Origin of the sequence: Gluconacetobacter tumulisoli (assembly GCF_014174155.1) — a bacterium.
GTDB classification, from domain to species: domain Bacteria; phylum Pseudomonadota; class Alphaproteobacteria; order Acetobacterales; family Acetobacteraceae; genus Gluconacetobacter; species Gluconacetobacter tumulisoli.
The window spans coordinates 386242-407351 of record NZ_JABEQM010000003.1 but is presented as its reverse complement, the minus strand read 5'-3'; the positions used below and the strand labels follow the sequence as shown (position 1 = coordinate 407351).

8 protein-coding genes are annotated in these 21110 nt (G+C 60.9%); 7 read left to right on the top strand and 1 reads right to left on the bottom strand.

Annotated elements, in window-relative coordinates; all coding sequences use genetic code 11:
• Positions 1-30: 30 nt before the first annotated feature.
• Positions 31-4326 (bottom strand): tetratricopeptide repeat protein, encoded by a 4296-nt coding sequence (locus HLH28_RS05975; RefSeq protein WP_182955930.1) that lies wholly within the window; start codon positions 4324-4326, stop codon positions 31-33.
• A 666-nt stretch (positions 4327-4992) separates the two neighbouring features.
• Here HLH28_RS05975 and HLH28_RS05970 point away from each other — a divergent pair.
• The 7 genes from HLH28_RS05970 to HLH28_RS05940 all read left to right on the top strand — a co-directional run bounded on the left by HLH28_RS05970 (position 4993) and on the right by HLH28_RS05940 (position 21108).
• Positions 4993-6525 (top strand): LTA synthase family protein, encoded by a 1533-nt coding sequence (locus tag HLH28_RS05970; protein WP_182956088.1) that lies wholly within the window; start codon positions 4993-4995, stop codon positions 6523-6525.
• A gap of 154 nt (positions 6526-6679) precedes the next feature.
• Positions 6680-8023 carry a glycosyltransferase family 4 protein gene (locus tag HLH28_RS05965; protein WP_182955927.1) on the top strand — a complete coding sequence of 448 codons (1344 nt, stop codon included), beginning with the start codon at positions 6680-6682 and terminating at the stop codon, positions 8021-8023.
• Between the two features lie 12 nt (positions 8024-8035).
• A complete protein-coding gene (locus HLH28_RS05960) occupies positions 8036-9184 on the top strand; it encodes a polysaccharide pyruvyl transferase family protein (RefSeq protein ID WP_182955924.1) in 1149 nt (382 codons plus the stop codon).
• Positions 9181-11310: a polysaccharide pyruvyl transferase family protein gene (locus HLH28_RS05955; protein WP_182955921.1), complete on the top strand. Its 2130-nt coding sequence runs from the start codon at positions 9181-9183 to the stop codon at positions 11308-11310. Before HLH28_RS05960 ends, HLH28_RS05955 begins: the two co-directional genes overlap by 4 nt.
• Positions 11311-12630, top strand: a complete 1320-nt coding sequence (locus tag HLH28_RS05950; protein WP_182955916.1) for a glycosyltransferase family 4 protein — start codon at positions 11311-11313, stop codon at positions 12628-12630.
• The gene (locus HLH28_RS05945) at positions 12614-19825 is read left to right on the top strand and encodes a type I polyketide synthase (protein ID WP_182955913.1); all 7212 of its coding nucleotides are present in this window, start codon (positions 12614-12616) and stop codon (positions 19823-19825) included. Before HLH28_RS05950 ends, HLH28_RS05945 begins: the two co-directional genes overlap by 17 nt.
• The gene (locus HLH28_RS05940) at positions 19822-21108 is read left to right on the top strand and encodes an aminotransferase class I/II-fold pyridoxal phosphate-dependent enzyme (RefSeq protein WP_182955911.1); all 1287 of its coding nucleotides are present in this window, start codon (positions 19822-19824) and stop codon (positions 21106-21108) included. Before HLH28_RS05945 ends, HLH28_RS05940 begins: the two co-directional genes overlap by 4 nt.
• The last annotated feature ends 2 nt before the right edge of the window (positions 21109-21110 follow it).

Below are 21110 nucleotides of genomic sequence, written 5' to 3'. Positions count from 1 at the left end.
GCGTCCACCTGCATTGCGACCGTCATGCTGTCAAATCGCCTCTGGAGCACGGAACACCAGACTTTCCGCCGCGCGGCGTTCCATCGCCGAGCCATAGACCTGCTGGTATCGCAACGACATGATAAAAGCCGTCTCCTCTTTCGCAGCCGTTTCCTGCCAGTGCGCGACAGCCCGATATCTCTTATCGATACCTTGCCTGTCGAACAGATCCGAGATGATCGCCGCATACAGCGTATCAAGGTCATCATTGGAGTAGACCCATCCCGCACCGCTCTCGCGCACGCGCCCGGCAACGGTCGGATAATCCAGGACGATGACCGGCAGGCCGACCGCCCAGAGCTCGGTCAGCGTATGGCACCATGTCTCGTCCCAGATCGAGAAGACGGCCCCGACATCCGGCGCGATTTTTTCCGCGAGGACGGCAAATTCCTCCCGATGATACGGTCCATGCACAATCAGTCGCGGATGATCGGACAGGAATTGATGCCGTCCCATGATATGAAATTCCAGGCGGCCGGCCGTATCGCGCTCCAGCAAGCCCATGATGACGTCACGTCCCTTGGCCTGATTGATGTTCCCCGGCACCAATATGCGCACACGCTCATCCCGCCCCTCACGGGGGCACACGACCGACGAAAACGCCGGAAAATCCCGCCCGTGCGGAATGACGTGAAAGCGTTCCTTCGGCAGTGCGGGCAAACCGCGCAGGATCGTGTCCCGCGCATGAGGCGATGTCGTGACAAACGCGTCGCAATCAGCCAAGGCCGCCGCGTACCGGTCGCGCCAATATCGTACCCATCCATTCTTCAATCGCGGCATCATATCCTGGGGCCAAAGTTCGACGGCGCAATCGCCCTCTCCAGAACCGCATTGCCCGCCGCAATACGCACCGCTGTCATCCAGAAGCTTGATGCTGGGGCAGACGACGTGGAAATCATGCAGCGACATCACGACCGCAGCCCCGGAACGACGGGCCAGGCGGGGCAATGTCAGGCTGTGCCATCCCATGTGACGGATATGCACGATATCGAATTCATATAAATCGAGCCATCCTCCTACGATGCGGTCATAATCGAAGGACACGTGGGTGATCGGCTCCACAGGTTCGACCAATTCGTGACGCGCAACGACCGCAAGCCCGTTACCATCCAGGCGCGATAGGGTCACGACACGCGCATCGCAGACCAGAACCCAGCACGCCCATTGTGCCGACAGGGCTTTCATCAAATCCTGATTGGTGTGCGGCGTCCCGCCGCTGAGCGTGGAGAGAACGAAAAGCGCATGCTTGCGCCCTCCCTCCAGGGCCAATTCCGATTGCGCCTGCCGCGCCCGGAAGCGGGCCAGAGTCAGGCGGGGATCGGTACCAAATCGCGATATCAGCCTGGCATATTCCGGATAGCGGCGATCGACGACTGCCCGTCCTGCCTCCAGCAGGCTATCCTTTTCGTTGCCGAAGCTCCGCCCCCGCTCGTGGAAAACATAGGTCCGATCGTCAATGACATGACGCCAACCGGCGCGCACCGCCCGCATGCAAAACTCGTTTTCTTCCCCATATCCCCGAGGGAAAGCCATTTCATCGAAAAGCCCAACGGAATCGAACAGCGCGCGGCGTACATACAGGCAAAAGCCGTTCCCGGTGGGAACGGAAACGGAGCCGGAAACATTTGAAGAACCGCGACGAAACGCGCGAGCAAACTCTTCTTCCGAGATACCAGGCGGCAGGCAATTATCGTTGCCGACATCAGGTGCAGAAAAAGCTCCAGCGCGGTCCGACATGGCCGTCACGGTGCCGATACCGTTATCCTGCGCGACTGCGCTCAGCAGGCCTTCCAGCCATCGGGGCGTAACCCTCGCATCGGAATTGAGCAGAACCACATCATCACGGGCCGCATAGGCGATGCCGCGGTTCACGGAATAGGTAAAGCCCCGATTCCGCTCGTTTCGGAGAACCGTAACGTTGTCCATTGCCTCGACGCGACGCAGTAGGTCGATGATGCGTCCATCGGTGCTGGCATCGTCGATCAGGATCAGCCGGGCCGGCGCTGTCGTGTAGGTAAATAGCCGTTTCACGCACTCCGCAACGTCGTCAAACGCATTGTGAATCGGAACGATTATGGACACCGTTCGACCAGGATCCCACCGCACAGGCGTCCGGCGGGGCACCTGTGTCGCCGCCGCAATCCGCACCGCGTGCGACCGCCCGCCGTCTGGCAGGCCGATCGACAGCTCAACCGGCCCCCTATCGAACAGTTCGGGAGCGAACATGATTTGAAAGCCCCCCCGTCCTCCCGTTACTCCCGCCTGTCGCAGATCCGCGCGCGATATCGTATTGAGGGTCCTGGCGTAATGCACGCTCCCTATAAGAATATCGATCTCGACGGTCGTGTCGGGCGCATCGGGGAGGACGACCCATCCCCTCACCCCTCTCTCATCCGCACGTTCGATACGATACGTGTACACGCTCGGCCGCTCGCTGGCGTGTGCCGTGCTGGCGGCCGCAGAAGCAGGCGATACGACCTGGATGATATCGGCCGAACCACCAATTACGATTTCCCCGACCCCCCTCTCTTCAAGGGTCCGGATTTCCTCCCGGATATGCGGTTGATCCGACAACGCCACCAGCTTGCGAAAGGCTGCAATGGCCTCGTCACGCCGTCCCAGACTCTTGAGAAGAAAGCCCAGATGCAGCCATGGGTCTGCGTCCTGCTCATCAAGCGCGCACGCTGCCCGATAGGCCGCCACAGCTGCGTCCCTCTGGCCGCCCTCTTTCAAGCAATGGCCGTATTGAACCCAGATATGTCCCAGTTGCGGTTGCCGATCAAGAGCGCGACGATAGCAAGTTCCGGCGTCTTCCCATTGCTGTGCCGCACGATGACGATCCGCTATCGAGATCCAGTCCGTGCCTTCGTCCTCGTCGGATCCGCCCTCTACGCGCCGCTCTTCCGAACCATCGACGTCACCGACATCGCCATCCTCGGCCTGAGCCAAAGCGGCCTCCAGTCCCCGGATCTCGTCATCGACATCGAACAGGCCTGCCTCCTGAAGCGTCTCGAATAGCTCCAGCGCGTCTCCCAATTTGCCTTGCATTTTAAATAGGTGGGCTAGATGCAGTCCCGCATCGCCATCCGGGTCCAGCGACCTCGCCTTGCGATAGGCCAGTTCCGCCTGCAGAATCCGTCCGACCTCCTTTAGACAATGACCGAGTTGCGTCCAGATGGGCGCACGTCCGGGCTCACGCGCCAGCGCCGCATTGTAAGCCTGTGCCGCGTCCTCCCATTCACCGGCATCGCGGAGTTCGTTGCCTCTACGGATATATGCGGCCGCCGTGTCATTTTCGACGGCCGGCGGCAATTCGTCAGGCGACTTCGTGACGGATGAGTCTGCACTCTCCTCCATCCTCTGACGGATATACGCGATGTCCGCTCCGACATCGTACGCACCAGATGCATGCAAACGCTCGAACAGCTGCAATGCGTCGGCAAATTGCTCCTCAGATTTCAGAAGATGCGCCAGATGGAGCTCGGTCTCCTGATTATCTGGTTCATGCGCCAAGGCCTGTCGATAGGCAGCCGCAGCATCGACAGCACAGCCACTTTCCTTTAGAGCATGGCCAAGCTGCACCCATATAGCCGGCTGCTCCGCCTCAGCCGACAAAGCCGCACGATAGGCTATCGCAGCATCTTCCCACCAACCAGCGCCGCGGGCGCGATTTCCTTTGGCTACAAAATCTGCCGCAACAAGGTCATCATTCTCTTCTGCAACTACGGATTGCAATGAAAGAAGCGTTTCGAGATAAGAAATTTCAGATTCAACAGAATATAGACCATTCCGGTCTATAATATAAAATAGATCAATCGCTTCTCTGAACTTTCCAATATTTTTTAACAGATGCGCCAAATGCACCATCGTTTCGAATTCATTTTCATCTATTCGGATAACTTCCCGATAGACACGCTCGGCAGCCTCCAGATTGCCACTTTCCTTTAACGCATGGGCAAGCTGGATTCTGATATCGTTTCGCTCCGGATCACGAGCCACAGCAACCGCATAGGCTTCCGCCGCCACATGCCATGCGCCATCCGCTGCAAGCCGGTCTCCCTGAATGACTGGGTCCAACTCCAGATCCAGCGCCTCCGTGACATCGGAAAATGCGCCTCCCTGGGTGGGCAGACCAAAAGCATAATTTATATCGGATGCAACATAATCGCTTTCCGAGACAAGGTCGAACGTAACCATCCCTCGATCCGTTCCTTCAGGGATGCGGGAAACAGTACCTTCCACAGACGTCACGTCATCATCCCGACGCATCCGGGCCGCCTCGTCCATTTCAATGCATTCCCCTGAACATAGCCCGAGATGATCTGACCACCATCTCCAACGTTTTCTCATCACGCATGACACACGTGAGGCCCGTATGCCAATGGCATTGCAAATGCATGCCGTGATTTTCTTCAGCCACAGCGAACCAAAATCAAAGCGACAAAGCCAATGGATGCCAAATTACGGAAGCCCCCCAGCTTCTCGGCAACCGCAGACAATAAACTAAATTATTTTTTATTCATCGGTCGACATCCTACAAACAGCCGATTTGATATATGAGATTCTTTTTCAGGGGCGACTTCGGACATTAGAAAAGACATGATTTGTCACAAAATGACGCACTACATCTTGATAGGTTGTTCCTATATCGTAGAGGGAACAATTATGAATATTGTTATGAACAGAGGTCCATCTGCAGATAGCCCGCCCCCAGAAAATTCAGTCTTGTCTACTTTATATGTGTTAACTTTTTATCCGATATGCCAAATATAATGACACGAATATTACTTCTTAAAATTAGAGAAAAATAATGCAGACCAATTCCAGGCGCTGTAAATCAATCGCAATTTTCTCAATTGTTCTTCAGGCGTTTTAACTTCGTTAAATTTGACCATAGCCTCCCGAACAGCCCTATGATCCTCGCGAATAGCCGGGCAGAAAGATATCGTGGTCATGATAGAAACGTGGGAGATCCTCGCAACAGCCATCCTGATCATCGTCGCGGTGCTTCTGCTGAGGATTGCTGCCACCCGGATTCGACGCCCATTTCATTGCGATCTTCCCGATTTGGCCGTTGGCCTCACATTATGGCTCTCAACGTCGCTGATAACATTACGCCCCACTTCTTCGGCGCTTTTGTGGACCACGCTGGCGGCTGGCCTGGCGCTAGCCGATCATACCAAACGAAAGATCTTACGCGAACCAGTGGTTTTCGCCGATGCTGCTGAACTACTGCAGATCTTTACCCATCCCAGATTTTATTTACCATTCGTTCATCCGGTCCTGTTTTATGGAATCGGATCCATTCTAGTATCCAGTACTGCAATATTATTTTCTTTCGAAAATCCGATTTTTACTGGAGATGCCATTGGGCTGCGCCTGATAGGATTACTGCTGATCGTCTTGCCGGCACTCGGCTATTTTTGGCGGCCATCTTTGAATGTGATGGCCTATTGCATGCGTCGCCTTCGTCCGACAGAAAACCCGGTCATCGATGCCGAGCAACTCGGGTTGCTTGCCAGTTTTGCCGTTCATACGGTTCTTTCCCGGGAAGAACGGCCCAAACGCCGGGCACAAGCCACGTTCGGAATCGTTACTGTACCACCCTGTGCGCCACCTGTAGTCGTCGTGCAAGCCGAGTCTTTTTGCGACCCGAGGCGCTGGTACTCCGGCCTTCCTCCCATTCTGCCCGAATATACGGCCTGCACGCAACGCGCCTGGCGGCACGGACGACTGGGGGTCCCTGCATGGGGAGCGAATACGATTCGAAGCGAGTTCGCCTGCCTCAGCGGCCTTTCGTCCACGGACCTCGGCCTCGATCGGTTCAATCCATATCATTCGTTCGCGCGCAGGCGGGTGGACACGCTGGCCTGGCGCCTGAGAGAGGCCGGCTATGCGACAGTTTGCGTACACCCTTATGCCCGCAGTTTCTATGCACGCAACAAGGTCATGCCCCAACTCGGCTTCGAATATTTCATCGGCGTCGAGGAATTCACGGCGTCCCGCGGGACATTCGTCACTGACGAAGCCCTCGCGGACTGGATCAACCGCTTCATGCTGCGTGAAGCAAGACCTGTATTCCTCTTCGCGATTTCCGTCGCCAATCACGGCCCCTGGAACGGCCGCACGACAAGCGAATGCGGGGCGGAGATGGCAGGCTATCTCGACGGATTAAGTCGGACGGACCGCATGATCGGCATGCTTTCCCAGGCCTCATGGCTTCAGGACCGCGATGGAATTCTGGCCATCTACGGCGACCATCAACCAAGCCTTTCCTGCCTTTCACAGACTATCTGTGGGACAGATACGGCGACCGACTACTGCATCCTGGACGCAACGATCTCCCACGGAATGCGGCACGATATCGATGTACATCATCTTGGACACGACATATCGCACCGCCTCGCCGAACGCGCCTCTATCCAAGAAAATCTGGGACGAGCCGCTTCTTGCGCCACCGATCGGCTGGCGTTCGCTCATGTCTAAAGAGGTACAAACCCGTTCATATATCGATAAATTAATCCTCTCGATAACGCATTTTTTTGGATTGATGATTTTGCCGCCAGGGTTGCACTTGATGTGGACATCAACAATCAGTTGAGCGATAATCTTGCATATGCGCCCTTTGAAGAATTCGGGAATGAGAGCAGAATCAAAAAATTACCTGATATTTGACTGCACACGCCTGTTCTTGCGCACATTAAATAATACCCCCACTGGAATTGATCGGGTCGAGATGGCCTACGCGCAGCATCTCGACACCCATTATCGTCATTGCACCCGCTATCTCGTTACGTTGAACGGCTATCCGCAGATTATTCCTACGCCGGTCATGCGAAAATTCATCACCGCGACACAAGCGGTCTGGAATGATGCTCCGGTCGCCGAATCGGCCAATGCCATCGAACGCCTGTCCAATTTCCTGGACGTTCCCGAAACGGTCCTGCGGGACGGCAATCGGCAGGAGGGGGAGCGGCGCGGTAGATCCGCCCAGCGCAAACTCAGCGCAGCGCATATATTATTCCGCTCAGCCCTGGGACAGATACGCCCACGTAGAATCTGGGCTTTTAACCGAGGCTTGCGTCGGTCGATCTATATCAACGTATCGCATGAAAATCTGGACAACGTTCATATCGCACGATGGCTGGAACGCGGGGGCGTCAGCGGGTCGATCTTCATGGTCCACGACCTTATTCCGATCACCCACCCGGAATATGTGATACCGGGCGCTCCGAAGCGCCATATCCGCCGTCTCGAAACGATTGCACGAAACGCTTCATGCATTTTGGCCAACTCCCGCTATACCAAAGACGTCCTGACCACCTATTTGACCGAACAGAATTTGACGATCCCGCACGCGCGGATCGCGCCTCTGGGTGTTGAGGACGTTTTTGGCAGGCGATATGAGCAGGCTGCCGAAGTGCCGCCTTATTTCGTCTGTGTCGGCACAGTGGAACCAAGGAAAAATCACACTTTTCTGCTGCAGGTCTGGGCGCGTTTGGTCGACGAAATGGGCCAGTCGGCGCCCAAGCTGGTGATTGTCGGACGCCGTGGGTGGGAAAATGAGAATACCGTCGACCTGCTGGAGCGGGCGCCGAACATACGCAGCCATGTAATCGAATCTGCCAATCTGCCAGACCCGGTTTTGAGTCGCTTGATCGTGAATTCGCGCGGCACCCTGTTTCCCTCATACGTTGAGGGATATGGACTGCCCGTGGCCGAATCCCTGGCGCTTGGAACGCCAGCGATCTGTTCAAATATCGACGTGCTACACGAGATCGGTGGTAAACTCATCGAACGCTTGGATCCTCTGGATGGCCCAGCATGGATCGAAGCCATCAAGGAATACACGCACATTCAGGCCCCCCGCGCCCAACTGATGCGGACGCGCATCGCGCATTATCGGGCGCTACGCTGGGCGGACCATATGCGCATTTTCGACAATGCGGTGGCCGACCTCTTCAAGGCAGCTCTCGCTGCCTAATGGTAAGGACATATGTCAATATCGAAATTTCCGCTGTCTTTTGATGCGCTCCGCAAAAACATTGCCGCCGGCCTGGAGAACATCGCGCATCTCGTAGCGGGCGCCGACAACGGCAACCAGTCCACAGCAACTGCACGAGAGATCCAGGCTGTCGTGTCTTCCGGTGCCATCTCCTTATGCTGGGCCGCGGCTACCCCCTCGCAGAATTATGTGAATTTGGGCGATGCTCTTAGTCCCGTGATCGTCGCAGCGCTTTCCGGTCTTCCCGTCAGGCATATGGCATCCCGATCGGTTGAAGATCGCATGAGCGCTATCGGGACCATCGGGCAGTCTCTTGTCGGCGGCCGGATTGATGTCTGGGGTACAGGCTGCTCCAACTTCGCCAATCCCTTGGCCACGGGCACCGAAAAACGTCCATACACCCTGCCACCCGACACCATCCTGAAGGTCCATGCGACCCGCGGACCGATTTCCTGGCGCCTGCTGACGGGCACGGAACCGGGCCCCGAAGCCGTTTTCGGCGATCCCGGCTGGTTGCTGCCCCGATTCTACCGCCCCTCTCTCTCGAAGACCGCGGAACTGGGGGTTATCCTACACCTCTCCGAATTGGCGGATCGCGCCTTCGAAGTCCACCCGAAGCCCAATTTGCTGCGCTACGCTGTTCCTCCTCAGTTCGAGGGCAAGGTGCGATTGATCAACACGATCACACCGATCAGCGCCGAGGGTCTACGTGCGAATCTTGACGAGATCCTGTCCTGCAAGCGAATCGTCTCGACCAGCCTGCATGGCCTCGTTTTTGCCGAAACCTACGGGATCCCCTGTCTCTATCTGCAGGCGCGCCGCGGCCCCGTCGGGTTGACGAAGGTAACCATCGGAGAGGATGACGGCATGAATTTGCGTATGAGTGATTTTTATGCCGGCTTGGGGGAAGAGGCGGTCTATCTCTACAACCAGCCGCGTCTGGCCGAGACCGACTGGGACGCAGTCATAGCCGCAATAGATAGTACGTGGCAACCCAAGACCTTGGACGAGAACCGACTGATCTCGGCATTTCCTGGCCGGTTGGCACCGATTGCCACGAGCGACATTTTCGCGCATTCCTTGGTTTCAAACCTTCCATTCCAGCCTATCCACGAAGCACAGGTCGCGGTCGATTCATGAACCTCATTTCGCCGGATTTCGAAGCCCTGATCACCGAACGCGACGCGATCCCACTGTCCTGGGCGGGCAGTACGACGAAAATGGACTATCTCAATTTCGGCGACGCCCTCAGCCCGGTGATGGTAGCGCTCTGTAGTGGGCGGAACATCCAGCGCGTTCCCTCCCGATCACAGACCCCCCGTATGGCGGCCGTCGGAACGATCGGACACGGGCTGAGCGGAGGAGACGTACAAGTATGGGGGACGGGTTGTTCCCCTTACGCAAACCCTCAAGCTCCGGCGGCGGAAAGGATACCTTATACACCGCCCCAGGATACGAATCTGGTTGTATCCGCCACGCGAGGACCGGTGTCATGGCAATTGCTGACCCAGGAGAAGCCGGCGCAGGACGCGACGTTCGGCGACCCCGTGTGGATGCTGCCCCGCTTCTATCCCAACACCGTGCCGAAACGCTGGGATATCGGGGTCATCCTCCATCTGTCGGAACTGGCCGATCGCGACCTCGAGGCGCATCCGCTCCCGAACTATATCCGCTATGTCGTGCCGGAAGACGAACGCTCCAGCGTCCGGCTGATCAATACCGTCACCGCCATCAGTGCAGCTGGGCTGCGCGATAAGCTTGATGAAATCCTGGCCTGCCGGCGGATTGTCTCGACCAGTCTCCACGGGATGGTCATCGCCGAGAGCTACGGCATTCCCTGCCTGTATTTCCCTCCCCATGGAAGCGCCCCGGGCCTGGGCCGGGTCGAACCCACGGTAAGTTCCGGACTCGATCTCCGTATTGTCGATCTTTATCAGGGACTTGGTGTCACCAGCCTGCCCGTCTATGTGCAGGATCGAAAGTCCCCTACCGACTGGTCGGCTCTGGCGCGGGCAATCGACATATCCTGGTCCCCTGTCACCCTGGACGAGGACGCGCTTCTTCGCGCACTGCCTGTACCGGCAAATCCGATTCAGGCACGTCCCGATGAAACCATTTTTGAACATCCACTCATCGCTTCGTTGAAATTTCAGCACGATGTCAGCGAACTGAATCGTCAGGACCGCATCTCCTTCCGGCAGTTCCAGAAATCTGTACGTCCGAATCAGGCGGTGGACTGTTCTGCTCCTTCGTTCCAGATAGCTGCCGACGCTCCCGTTCATTCCTCGCCCGGATTGCAGGCTGTGGTCGACGAAACGGGAGGCGTGCCCTTGTCCTGGGCCATGCCGACTGCCCCGCATCCATACCCCAATCTCGGGGACGCATTGAGTGCGGTCATGGTTGGAACCATGGCCGGCCAGCCGATCATTCCCCGGCATTTCGACGCCGTTCAGGAACGGCTGGCCGCCGTGGGGACCATCGCGCATGGTCTGCGTAATGGCCGCGTCCATTTGTGGGGCGTCGGACTGGACGGCAGTCGCTTTCACGAATTGCCGCCCAACACCGAATTTGTGGTCCACGCGACACGCGGCCCCCATACCGCTGCCCTACTGCGCGAAAAAGGCATTTTCGTGCCAGATGTCTACGGCGACCCGGTCTGGTTCCTTCCGAAGCTGCTTCCTCGCAAGCCGGTTTCCCCACGTTGGGAACTCGGGGTCATCGTCCATATTTCCGAACTGAATGGATCATCACCTGAGTCACTGGTGAAGGAAACTTACCTGCGATACGCCATTCCGGAAGAGTTCCAAAATTCCATCAAAATCATCAATACCTTCACGGATAGATCCACAGAAGGTCTGATGAACAGGATCGACGAGATCCTGTCCTGCCGGCGGATCGCCTCGACCAGCTTTCACGGCCTGCTGATCGCGGATACCTATGACATTCCCGGCGTCTGGTTCGGCACGCAGGGCACGGGTCCGGTCATTATCGACGCCAGCGATCCGCAAGCCCTCATGGACCATCGTTTCCGCGATTTCTATTGCGGTTGCCGCACCACCAGCCGTCCGGTCTATCGCACGGAACGGCATGCGCCGACCGACTGGAACGCCCTGATCAAATGGATCGATACCGCCTGGACCCCTGTCGAATTCGATTCGGCCCCTCTCTTCGATTCATTTCCTCTCGCCCACGCCGTGTCGATGCAGGACAAGGTCTGGAAAATCGATTATCGAACATTGACCAGCCTTGTCCCGGGGGCAGCCTGAATGGCGCAGAAAAGAATTCTTTTTGACGGATATAATCTTGGTCTCGAAACCGGCACCGGTGTTGCGACATATGCGCGCAACCTGACCTATTGCGCGCATGACCTGGGTTATGGCGTCGACGTGCTGTACGGTACGCGCGCCGCGCCGGGCAAATCCGCGCTGCTGCGGGAAATTGCGTTCTTCGACCCCCATGTGGGCAATCCCCCCCGCTGGCTGGAATGGTCCCGCTGGGCCAAGCAACTGACCACATCATGGATGGGCCTGAAGGCAAAGGCCGTCCCCATGACAGGGGCGGTCATTCCGACTCATTTCCGGTCGCGCATGCCGTATGCGGATCGTTTCTGGAACATCGCCGACCTCTGGGGACGGGCCGATCGTCATGAATATCTGTTCGGCACGCCGATGCGCACACGCATCCCGCAAAAGCCGGACCTGATGCACTGGACCTACCCGATCGCGACGACGATGCCGGGCGTCAAGAATATTTACACGCTGCACGACCTTGTTCCCTTGCGTCTTCCCTTCACGACGCTCGACAATAAGCGCCGGTATTTCAACCGTGTCCGAAGAATCGTCCGGAAGGCCGACCATATCGTCACGGTTTCGGAAACGTCGCGCCAGGACATCATCAATCTGCTGGGCGTTCCGGAAGACCGGGTGACGAATACGTTCCAGGCAGTGGACATCCCGGCGAAATATGCCAACAAGACCGAGGAAACCGTCAGCCAGGAGGTCGAGGGCACATACAACCTCAAATACAAGAACTACATGCTCTTTTTCGGTGCAATCGAGCCCAAGAAAAATATCGGCCGCATGATCGAGGCCTACCTGTCCAGCAAGATCGATACCCCCCTTGTCATCGTCGGCAAGCTGGCATGGAAGGCCGAACAGGAACTGCGGCTGCTCAATGACGATACGATTCGCTACCTCGAACATATCGACAATCAGACATTTTCCCGCCATCGCATCCTGCGCATCGACTATGCCACATTTCCGCTGCTGGTCAGCCTGATCCGGGGCGCCCGCGCGGTGCTGTTTCCCTCTCTCTATGAAGGTTTTGGCCTGCCGGTGCTGGAGGCCATGATGCTCGGTACGCCTGTCCTGACATCGAACAGCGGCGCCTTGGCCGAGGTCGCCGGTGATGCGGCACTTCTATGCGACCCCTACGATGTTCGCCAGATGGCGGACGGCATCCGAAAGCTGGATTCGGATGCGGAATTGCGCAGCGAACTCGCGCAGCGTGGTCTGAAGCAGGCAGCTCTTTTCTCGGCCGATCGCTATCGCGCACGCATGAGCGAGCTTTATGATCGCGTCATCTGAATTCCCTCATGCTCTGCCGGTCCCTCCCCCGACCAGCGGCGTGGTCGACCTGAGCGGAGACCCGATCGCAATCGTCGGTGCAGCCTGCCGCCTGCCAGGCGCGCGCGACCTGCGGGAATTATGGTCGCTGTTATCCGAGGGGCGAGAGGCCGTTCGTCCTCTCCCCGAAAACCGCTTTCCATTGCGCGATTACTGGCATCCCCGCCGCGGTGAACCGGGCAAGTTCTATGCCACGCGCGCCGGCACGCTGGACGACGTCGAAACGTTTGATGCGGCTTTTTTCGGCATTTCCGCGCGCGAAGCACGGCAGATGGATCCGCAACAGCGCCTGCTGCTCGAACTGGCGTGGGAGGCGCTGGAGGATGCCGGCGCCGTGCCGTCCGACCTGACTGCGGCCGGCGTCTATGTCGGCGCATCCGGTCCCGAATATGCCAATATGCGCCTGGGTGATCCGGCATCGACGGATGCCTATTTCATGCCGGGCAACACGCTCAGCATCTTTTCGAACCGCATTTCCTATTTGCTCAATCTGCATGGGCCGAGCATGACCGTGGATACGGCGTGTTCGTCTTCGCTTTTTGCGCTCCATCTCGCCTGCGAGGATCTGCGTCACGGGCGCGCGCCGGCGGCGCTGGTCGGCGGGGTCAACCTGCTGCTGTCGCCCTATCCCTTCATCGGGTTTTGCAGCGCCGGCATGCTGTCACCCACCGGCCACTGTCACGCCTTCGATGCCGCAGCGGATGGTTATGTCCGTGCCGAAGGCGGGGTTATGCTGCTGCTCAAGCCCCTGTCGACGGCACGGCGCGACGGCGATGCCATCCATGCCGTACTGATGGGCACGGGGATCAATTCGGACGGCCGCACGCACGGAATGGCCTTTCCGGGTCTGGCCTCCCAGACCGCTCTGCTGCGCACGCTCTATGGTCAGGCCGGGATAGATCCGCGGCAATTGGCGTTTATCGAAGCGCATGGCACCGGGACCGCAGCGGGCGATCCCGTCGAAACGGCGGCGCTCGGCACCGTTCTGGGACGGGGACGTTCCTCCCCCCTGCCGATCGGATCGATCAAGACCAATATCGGCCATCTGGAACCGGCGTCCGGCCTGGCAAGCGTGCTGAAGGCCATGCTGGCCTTCCGGTACCGCCAATTGCCGGCGTCCCTGCATTACCGTACCCCGAATCCAAATATCGACTTCGGTACGCTCAATCTCGCCGTCGCCTCGGCACCGGTCGGACTGGGCAGCGGACAGCTTGTCGCCGGGGTCAACAATTTCGGATTCGGGGGAGCCAACGCGCACGTCATCCTCGCCACCGCCCCCGCCGACAGCCGCCCCGAGACCCTGCCGACCGACAAGCGCCGCAGCGACGACCGGCCGCCGATCCTGCTGTCCGCCCGCTCGGAAGGGGCATTGCGCGCCTTGGCCGCACAATGGGCCGCGACATCATGGGACGATTCGGCCGTGCGGGGCCTCGCGCGCAGGCGGGTGCATCACCCGCATCGCGTCGGCATCCTGCCGAGCGACGATGCGACGATGCGCGAAGCCCTGCTTGCCTGTGCGCAGGGTCAGCCCCATGCGGCGGCGGTGGAAGGCCGCGCGATCTCCGATGCACGGACGGTTTTCGTCTTTTCAGGCAATGGCTCCCAATTTCCCGGCATGGGACAGGACCTGCTGGAATGCAGCATCGATTTCCAGGACGGTGTCACGGCGGCCGATACGGCACTGACGCCGTATCTCGGATGGTCCGTCCTTGCCGCCATGCGGACTGCCGACTGGTCGCTGGAGCGCGCCGAATCTGCCCAACCGATGCTTTTCGCGTTTCAGGTCGGCCTGTTGCAGGCGCTGCGGCGTCAAGGCGTGCAGGCCGATACGGTGATCGGGCATAGCGTGGGCGAAATCGCCGCCGCCTATTGCGCCGGGGCTGTCGACCTGGCCGAGGCTGCCCGCATCGTTGTGCTGCGCAGCCGCCACCAGGAAATCGCAGCGGGCGGCGGCATGGCCGTCCTGAATTGCAGCGCTGACGACGCGGCAGCCCTGATCGCGGATATCGGCGTCCATATGGCCATTGCCGCGATCAATGCTCCACATTCGGTCACGCTCGCCGGGGATGATTCGGCACTCCGGGCTGTCGAAGCGGCCGCATCTGATCGATCCCTGGTCTTCCAGCGCCTTGCCATCGGCTATGCTTTCCATAGTCCGGAAATGGACCCGATCGAACGGCCGTTACTGGAGGCACTGGGCTCCATCAAGTCCGTCATGCCAGCGCGAGAGATCATTTCCACTGTCACGGGCGACACGATTACCGCCGCGCTGGACGGGACATATTGGTGGCGCAACGTGCGTCAGCCGGTCCTGTTCGCCACGGCCGTGCGACATCTCGCCGAGCGCGGCAACTGCATTTTCGTCGAGATTGGTCCTCGCCCGGTCCTGCAGCATTATCTGCGCGAGATCGTACGTGGCTGCGAGACGCAGGCCCGAATCCTGCCGACAGTCCGCAAGAGGTCGCCGGCGGACCCTTTCCCGCGGATCGGGCTGGCCTGCCATGCCGCCGGGACCGATATCCAATCGGCCCCGCATTTCGCCGGACCGGCCCGTGTGCGCGACCTGCCCGGCACGCAATGGCAGAAAGAGCGGCATTGGTACGAACCAACCGACAGTGCCGTCCTGACATTATGGAATCAGCAGGACGGTCATCCCCTGTTGGGAACGCGGGGGCAGACCCAGCCAAACGAATGGGTCGCGCATCTCGACACGACCATCCATCCCTGGCTGGCGGATCATGTCGTAGGCGACACCGCCGTGCTCGCCGCCGCCTGCATGATCGAATTCGCCTTCGCCGCCGGGCGAATAGCGCTACCCGCCGCATCACTCCTCGAATTGCAGGATTTCCATATCCTGCGTCCGGTGGTGCTGGACGCGGCACAATTGCGCGAAATCCGTGTCCGTCTGGATAGCAGCAACCTTGTCACCATCGACAGCCGGCCACGACTGGCGCATGCGGCCTGGGTCCATCATGCCTCTGGCCGGCTGACCGCCGCCCCTGCCGAACCGACAACGTTTCCACCAGCCGCCATCACGGGAAGCCTGGCGGGTGACATACTCTATGCACAGGCTGCCGCGGCAGGACTGAATTACGGTCCCAGCTTCCGGCGGGTGGAGCGGATAACGCTTGGCGGTCCCCGTTCGGCGGAAGCCCGCCTGACGGAAGGAACGGTGATACCGGGCCTTACCATCGACCCGGCCGCCCTGGACGGCACGTTCCAGACCCTGATCGCACTTGCCATCGGACAAGTGGACCCGACCGAAGGCGGCGCACCGTTGCCGCAGCGATTCGGACGAATCCGTCTGGACCTCGATGCAGACGCCCCGGCCGTTGGCCAGGTACATACCGTCACGTCCGGGCCACGCGAGACCAAGGCCAATATCGCGCTGCTGGACGCGACGGGCCGGCCGATCCTGTCGGCCGAATCGTGCTGGTTCGCCAGAATGCCAGGCGAAAGCCCGCTGCCGGTTTCCGAACGCAGCTTCCACGAACATTGGGTTCACGCCCCCCTGATCCAGGCCAGTTGGCCGGACAGCCGCTTTCTGGCGATGCGACCGGTCCTGATGGGTCAACCCGCCGGATCCGACGCGGACCAGGATGCCGCCCTGCTGGCATGGGCATTCCTTCGAAGCAGCGGCGTGGAGGCCCTGCGGCGGGCCGGACCGGCACCAGAATCGAATTCCGCACTTATCCAAACCATCCGGTCGTTGCTACAGGATGCCGAGGATGAGGTGGATTTCGCTTCCCTGCCGGATTCCACCAGCATATGGCAGACCTTGTTTCTCGACCCGGGCGATTGGCTGGCATCGTCCCTGCTGCTGGCCTGGATGGGCGATCGAATCGGCCAGGCTTTCGCATCGTCGGACGAGTCGGCCAATGAACTGCAAGCCATTCCAGCCGCGCCCCTGAAACAATTGCTGGCGGGCCGATCGGCGGTCCTCGCCGCGCGCCTGCTGGGCGATGCCATCCTGGCATTCGCCGAAGACTGGCCCCGCGACCGCCCGCTGCGCATTCTGGAAATCCATTCCGACCGTGGCGTACTGGCCCGCCATTTGATGCCGAGACTGACGGCTGTATGTCCCGGGGTCACCTACACCGTCCTGGAAGGCGACGATAAACGCCTGGCGCATCTCCGGACCTCTCTGCTGACGCGCTTGCCCGGCATATCGATCGTCCAGGATACCGCGCCCCGGTCCCATGATCTCGTCGTCACCTTTGCCTGTGGTTTACGAGGCATCGGCCCTGCCACAGTCCTGGACAGCATGAACGCGCTTGTGCCGGGGGGTGTCCTGCTGGCCGTGGAGACCGCAGCAACACCCACATGGGCGATTCTGCAAGCCCTATCTCCGGGCGAAGTGGCAGGAATCGAGGCCTGGCGGGGCCTGCCGCACCGCCTGCGGGCGGCAGTCGAGGGACAGCCTACCCGGTCGCCGTTCCCGATCGCCCTGCTGGCGGCGTGCCCTGCCGAGGAGGAGGTCGTTGCCGGAAACGGAAATCCAGACCCGGAAGACGACGGCAGGACAATCGCCTCTCGTATCGCTCCGCGGATCGTCATGGCGCCTCCGGCTGCCGTCCCGGACGAAACCGGGCAGGTTGCCCACGCCCTGTTGACTCTGGCAGCCGAGGCCAGACGGGCGGCAGCGGACGGCACCGCGCTCGTTGTCGTCACCCGTGGCGAGGACACCGATCCGGTCGAGGCGGCGCGCGCCGCGTTTGCTCGCGTGATCGCCAACGAATATCCTGCCCTTGCCTGCCGCCGGATCGAATTGTCGCCCGACCTGTCGGATCCCGAAGCCGAATCCTGCCTCGATGCGGAGCTGGGCGCGACCGACGGCGAGTCGGAATTACGCTGGACCGCCGAGGGACGTTTCGTCCGGCGCCTGCGCGAGGGTGTGCCGGCCTTCCGGACCGTTTCATCGGCAACCCTGTGCCTGCGTCAGCCTGTGCCAGGCCCCCTCAACCGGCTGCGCTGGACGAAGACCAGGAGCGAGCCGCCAGGACCGCACGACGTCGCGATCCGCGTCATGGCCAGCGGCCTGAATTATCGCGACGTACTGTCGGCGATCGGCATGCTGCCCGAGGAATTGCTGCTGGACGGTTTCGCCGGGGCGACGCTGGGCATGGAATGCGCCGGCATCGTCGAAGCCGTAGGCGACGCGGTCGAAGGTGTGTCGGTCGGGGATCGCGTCATGGCATTGGCGGCATCCGCGCATGCCACGCACGTCGTAACGGACGCGCGCAGCGTCCTGCCTCTGCCCCCCGCACTGTCGTTCGCCGCGGGGGCGACGATCCCGGTTGCGTTCCTGACCGTCATCTATGCCCTGGAAACCGTCGGATCGCTCCGCCCGGGCGAAACGGTGCTCATCCACGGTGCGGCTGGCGGGGTAGGTCTGGCAGCGGTGCAATACGCCGCCCATGTCGGGGCACGGGTAATCGCCACGGCCGGATCGCCGGCGAAACGCGCGGCCCTGCGCCGTTTGGGCATCGAAATGGTGCTCGACAGCCGCTCGTTGCGGTTCAGTGCCGAAATCGAGGCCGCGACCGGCGGGGAAGGCGTCGACGTCGTGCTGAACGCGCTCAGCGGTGATGCAATGGAACGCAGCCTCGCACTGCTCCGGCCATTCGGACGTTTCCTGGAACTGGGCAAGCGCGATTTCCTGGCCAATACGCGGGTGGGCCTGGGACCGCTGCGCCGCAATGTCAGCTATCACGCGATCGACGTCGACGCGCTGGTGCGCCATCGCCCGGCCCTGGTGCGTACGCTGATGCAGACGTTGCACGATCTGGTCGCCCAGGGTGCGCTCGCCCCGCTCCCCCACACCTGCTTCCCGTTCGGCGAAGCGGACGAGGCATTCGCCTTGATGCGGACGTCCGCCCATGTCGGCAAGATCGTCCTGACGACCGACGACGTGACAGTGCCGCCGCGCATGGTCGTTCCGACAGACCGGACCGTCCTGATCAGCGGCGGCACGACCGGTTTCGGCGGCCAGATGGCACGCTGGCTGGTGTCGGCCGGTGCACGGCACATCGTTCTGATCAGCCGACGCGGTACCGGGACACCCGAAGCCGAAGTCTTGCGCAACGTCCTGCTGCAGGGCGGCGCCAAAACCGTGGATATACGTGCCTGCGATGTCGGCGATGTCGGCCAACTGTCGACCCTGCTTGCGGATGTTCGGGCAACCCTGCCACCGATCGGGGCGGTCGTGCACGCCGCCACGGTGGTCGCCGACGGGCTGATCACCTCGATTACGCCGCAACATATTCAGGACTCCCTGCACGCAAAGCTCGGTGGGGCCCTGGCGCTGGATTCGCTGACGCGCGAGGACCCGATTTCGCTTTTCCTCGTCTTCTCCTCCGCCACGATCACGCTCGGCGCGCCGGGCCAGGGTGCCTATGTCGCGGCGAACGCGGCCGTCGAGGCCCTGGTCCGGCGGCGACGAGCCGAAGGCCTGCCGGGCTGCGCGGTCCGTTGGGGGCCGATCGCCGATGCAGGATTGCTGGAACGGAACGCGACGGCCCGCGAGGCATTGAGCCGGCGGCTGGGCGCGCGCGCCATGCGCGCCAGGCTCGCGCTCGACGCCCTGCCGGACCTGCTGGCCTCCGGCGAGCCTACCCCTGTCCTGGCCGAACTCGACTGGCAGGCGACCAGCGGCACGCTGCCGATCATGGCCGAACCTCTGTTCGCCGCCGTGGCGCGCCGTCCGCATGGCGATGGGGAGACGACGGACCTGCGCGCGATGCTGGCGGGACTGGACGAGACGGAACGACAAGGTGTCATTGTCGACCTGATCCTCGACGAACTGACGCGCATCATGCAGACCGAGCGCGCGGCTCTGCCGCTCGACCAGCCCCTGACCGATCTCGGCATGGATTCGCTCACTGCCGTGGAACTGGCGCTGGGGCTGGAACGTCGCCTCGCCGTCACCCTGCCGGGCTTCGCATGGCAGGAAATGACCGTGCAGCGCGTTGCCCGTCAGGTCGCCGGCCTGATCCAGGGGGCGCCGGCCGCGGCGGCAACCGATGCCATGGCGGACCGGCACCTCTCCGAAACGCAGATCGAGGCATTGGCCGCGGCGACGGACCGGCGCCCGGAGCCCCCGGCCATGGCACCATCGTCCCAGGCCACGCTGCTCCAGACGGAAGTCGCCCGATGACCCTGCCGAAATTTGGCCTCCGCCTGTCGGAGCGCGCCAAGCTTCTGGCAACGCTGTCGGGCAGCAAGCAACCGACACAGTCGGCAAGAAGCTGGTCGCTGCCCGGTGCGGAGGAGATGGACATCATGGCCCGGGGGGCGGCGGCGCTGGGAATCGCTGATCCGTTCTTCCGCGTGCATGACGCTATCGCCGGCGCACAGAGTGCCATCGCGGGTCGGGATTACATCAATTTCTCATCCTACGATTATCTCGGCCTTAACGGACGCCCGGAAATCGCCGCCCGCGTGGCTGGCGCGGTCGAACGATACGGTACGACCGTTTCGGCAAGCCGCATGGTCTCGGGCGAGCGACCGATCCACCGGGAACTGGAAGGCGCGTTGGCCGAGTGGCACGGTGCCGAAGATGCCGTGGTCATGGTGTCGGGTCACGCCACCAACGTCACGACGATCGCACAGATCATGCAGCCGGGCGACCTGATCGTCCATGACTCCCTCGCGCATAACAGCCTGATCCAGGGGGCGATCCTGTCGGGCGCGCGCCGGGTATCGTTTGCGCACAATGCAGTCGATGCGGCGCGGGAACAATTATGGATGCACCGCCGGGCCCACAAGCGCGCCTTGCTGGTCCTGGAGGGGCATTACAGCATGGATGGCGATGTACCCGACCTCGCGGCGTTTATCGCCCTTGCGCGGGAATTCGACTGTCTGACCCTGGTGGACGAAGCACATGCGACCGGCGTCTTGGGCGCCACCGGGCGCGGCATCGCCGAGCATGCGGGCATCGACCCCCGCGATGTGGATTTATGGATGGGTACGATGAGCAAGAGCCTCGTATCCTGTGGCGGTTACATCGCCGGCAGCGCCGACATCATACGCTATCTGAAACGGGCGGCGCCGGGATTCGTCTATTCGGTCGGCGTATCGCCACCGACGGCCGCCGCTGCCTTGGGAGCCCTGGACCTCATCCGCCAGGAACCATGGCGCCTGGAACGGCTGGCGGCGAATGCGACGCTTCTGCTGACCTGCCTGCGAGAGGCCGGCTTCGACACCGGCACATCCGACGGACATGGCATCGTCCCTCTGGTGACCGGCAGTTCCCTGACCGCCGGGCGGCTGGCCCAGGCCGTGTTCGAACGCGGCATCAACGTGCAGCCGATCATTCACCCGGCCGTGCCGGAACGCGCGGCACGGCTCCGCTTTTTCGTCAGCGCGTCTCATACGGAAGCGCAATTGCGTGATACCGTCATGATCCTGCGTCAGGAAATGGACCGCCTGTCAGCATGATC

What these genes read in the sequence shown, in the direction of transcription:
- HLH28_RS05975 (WP_182955930.1), bottom strand. Translation starts at nt 4,326, where the DNA reads ATGGACGAGGCGGCCCGGATGCGTCGGGATGATGACGTGACGTCTGTG.
- HLH28_RS05970 (WP_182956088.1), top strand. Translation starts at nt 4,993, where the DNA reads ATGATAGAAACGTGGGAGATCCTCGCAACAGCCATCCTGATCATCGTC.
- HLH28_RS05965 (WP_182955927.1), top strand. Translation starts at nt 6,680, where the DNA reads ATGAGAGCAGAATCAAAAAATTACCTGATATTTGACTGCACACGCCTG.
- HLH28_RS05960 (WP_182955924.1), top strand. Translation starts at nt 8,036, where the DNA reads ATGTCAATATCGAAATTTCCGCTGTCTTTTGATGCGCTCCGCAAAAAC.
- HLH28_RS05955 (WP_182955921.1), top strand. Translation starts at nt 9,181, where the DNA reads ATGAACCTCATTTCGCCGGATTTCGAAGCCCTGATCACCGAACGCGAC.
- HLH28_RS05950 (WP_182955916.1), top strand. Translation starts at nt 11,311, where the DNA reads ATGGCGCAGAAAAGAATTCTTTTTGACGGATATAATCTTGGTCTCGAA.
- HLH28_RS05945 (WP_182955913.1), top strand. Translation starts at nt 12,614, where the DNA reads ATGATCGCGTCATCTGAATTCCCTCATGCTCTGCCGGTCCCTCCCCCG.
- HLH28_RS05940 (WP_182955911.1), top strand. Translation starts at nt 19,822, where the DNA reads ATGACCCTGCCGAAATTTGGCCTCCGCCTGTCGGAGCGCGCCAAGCTT.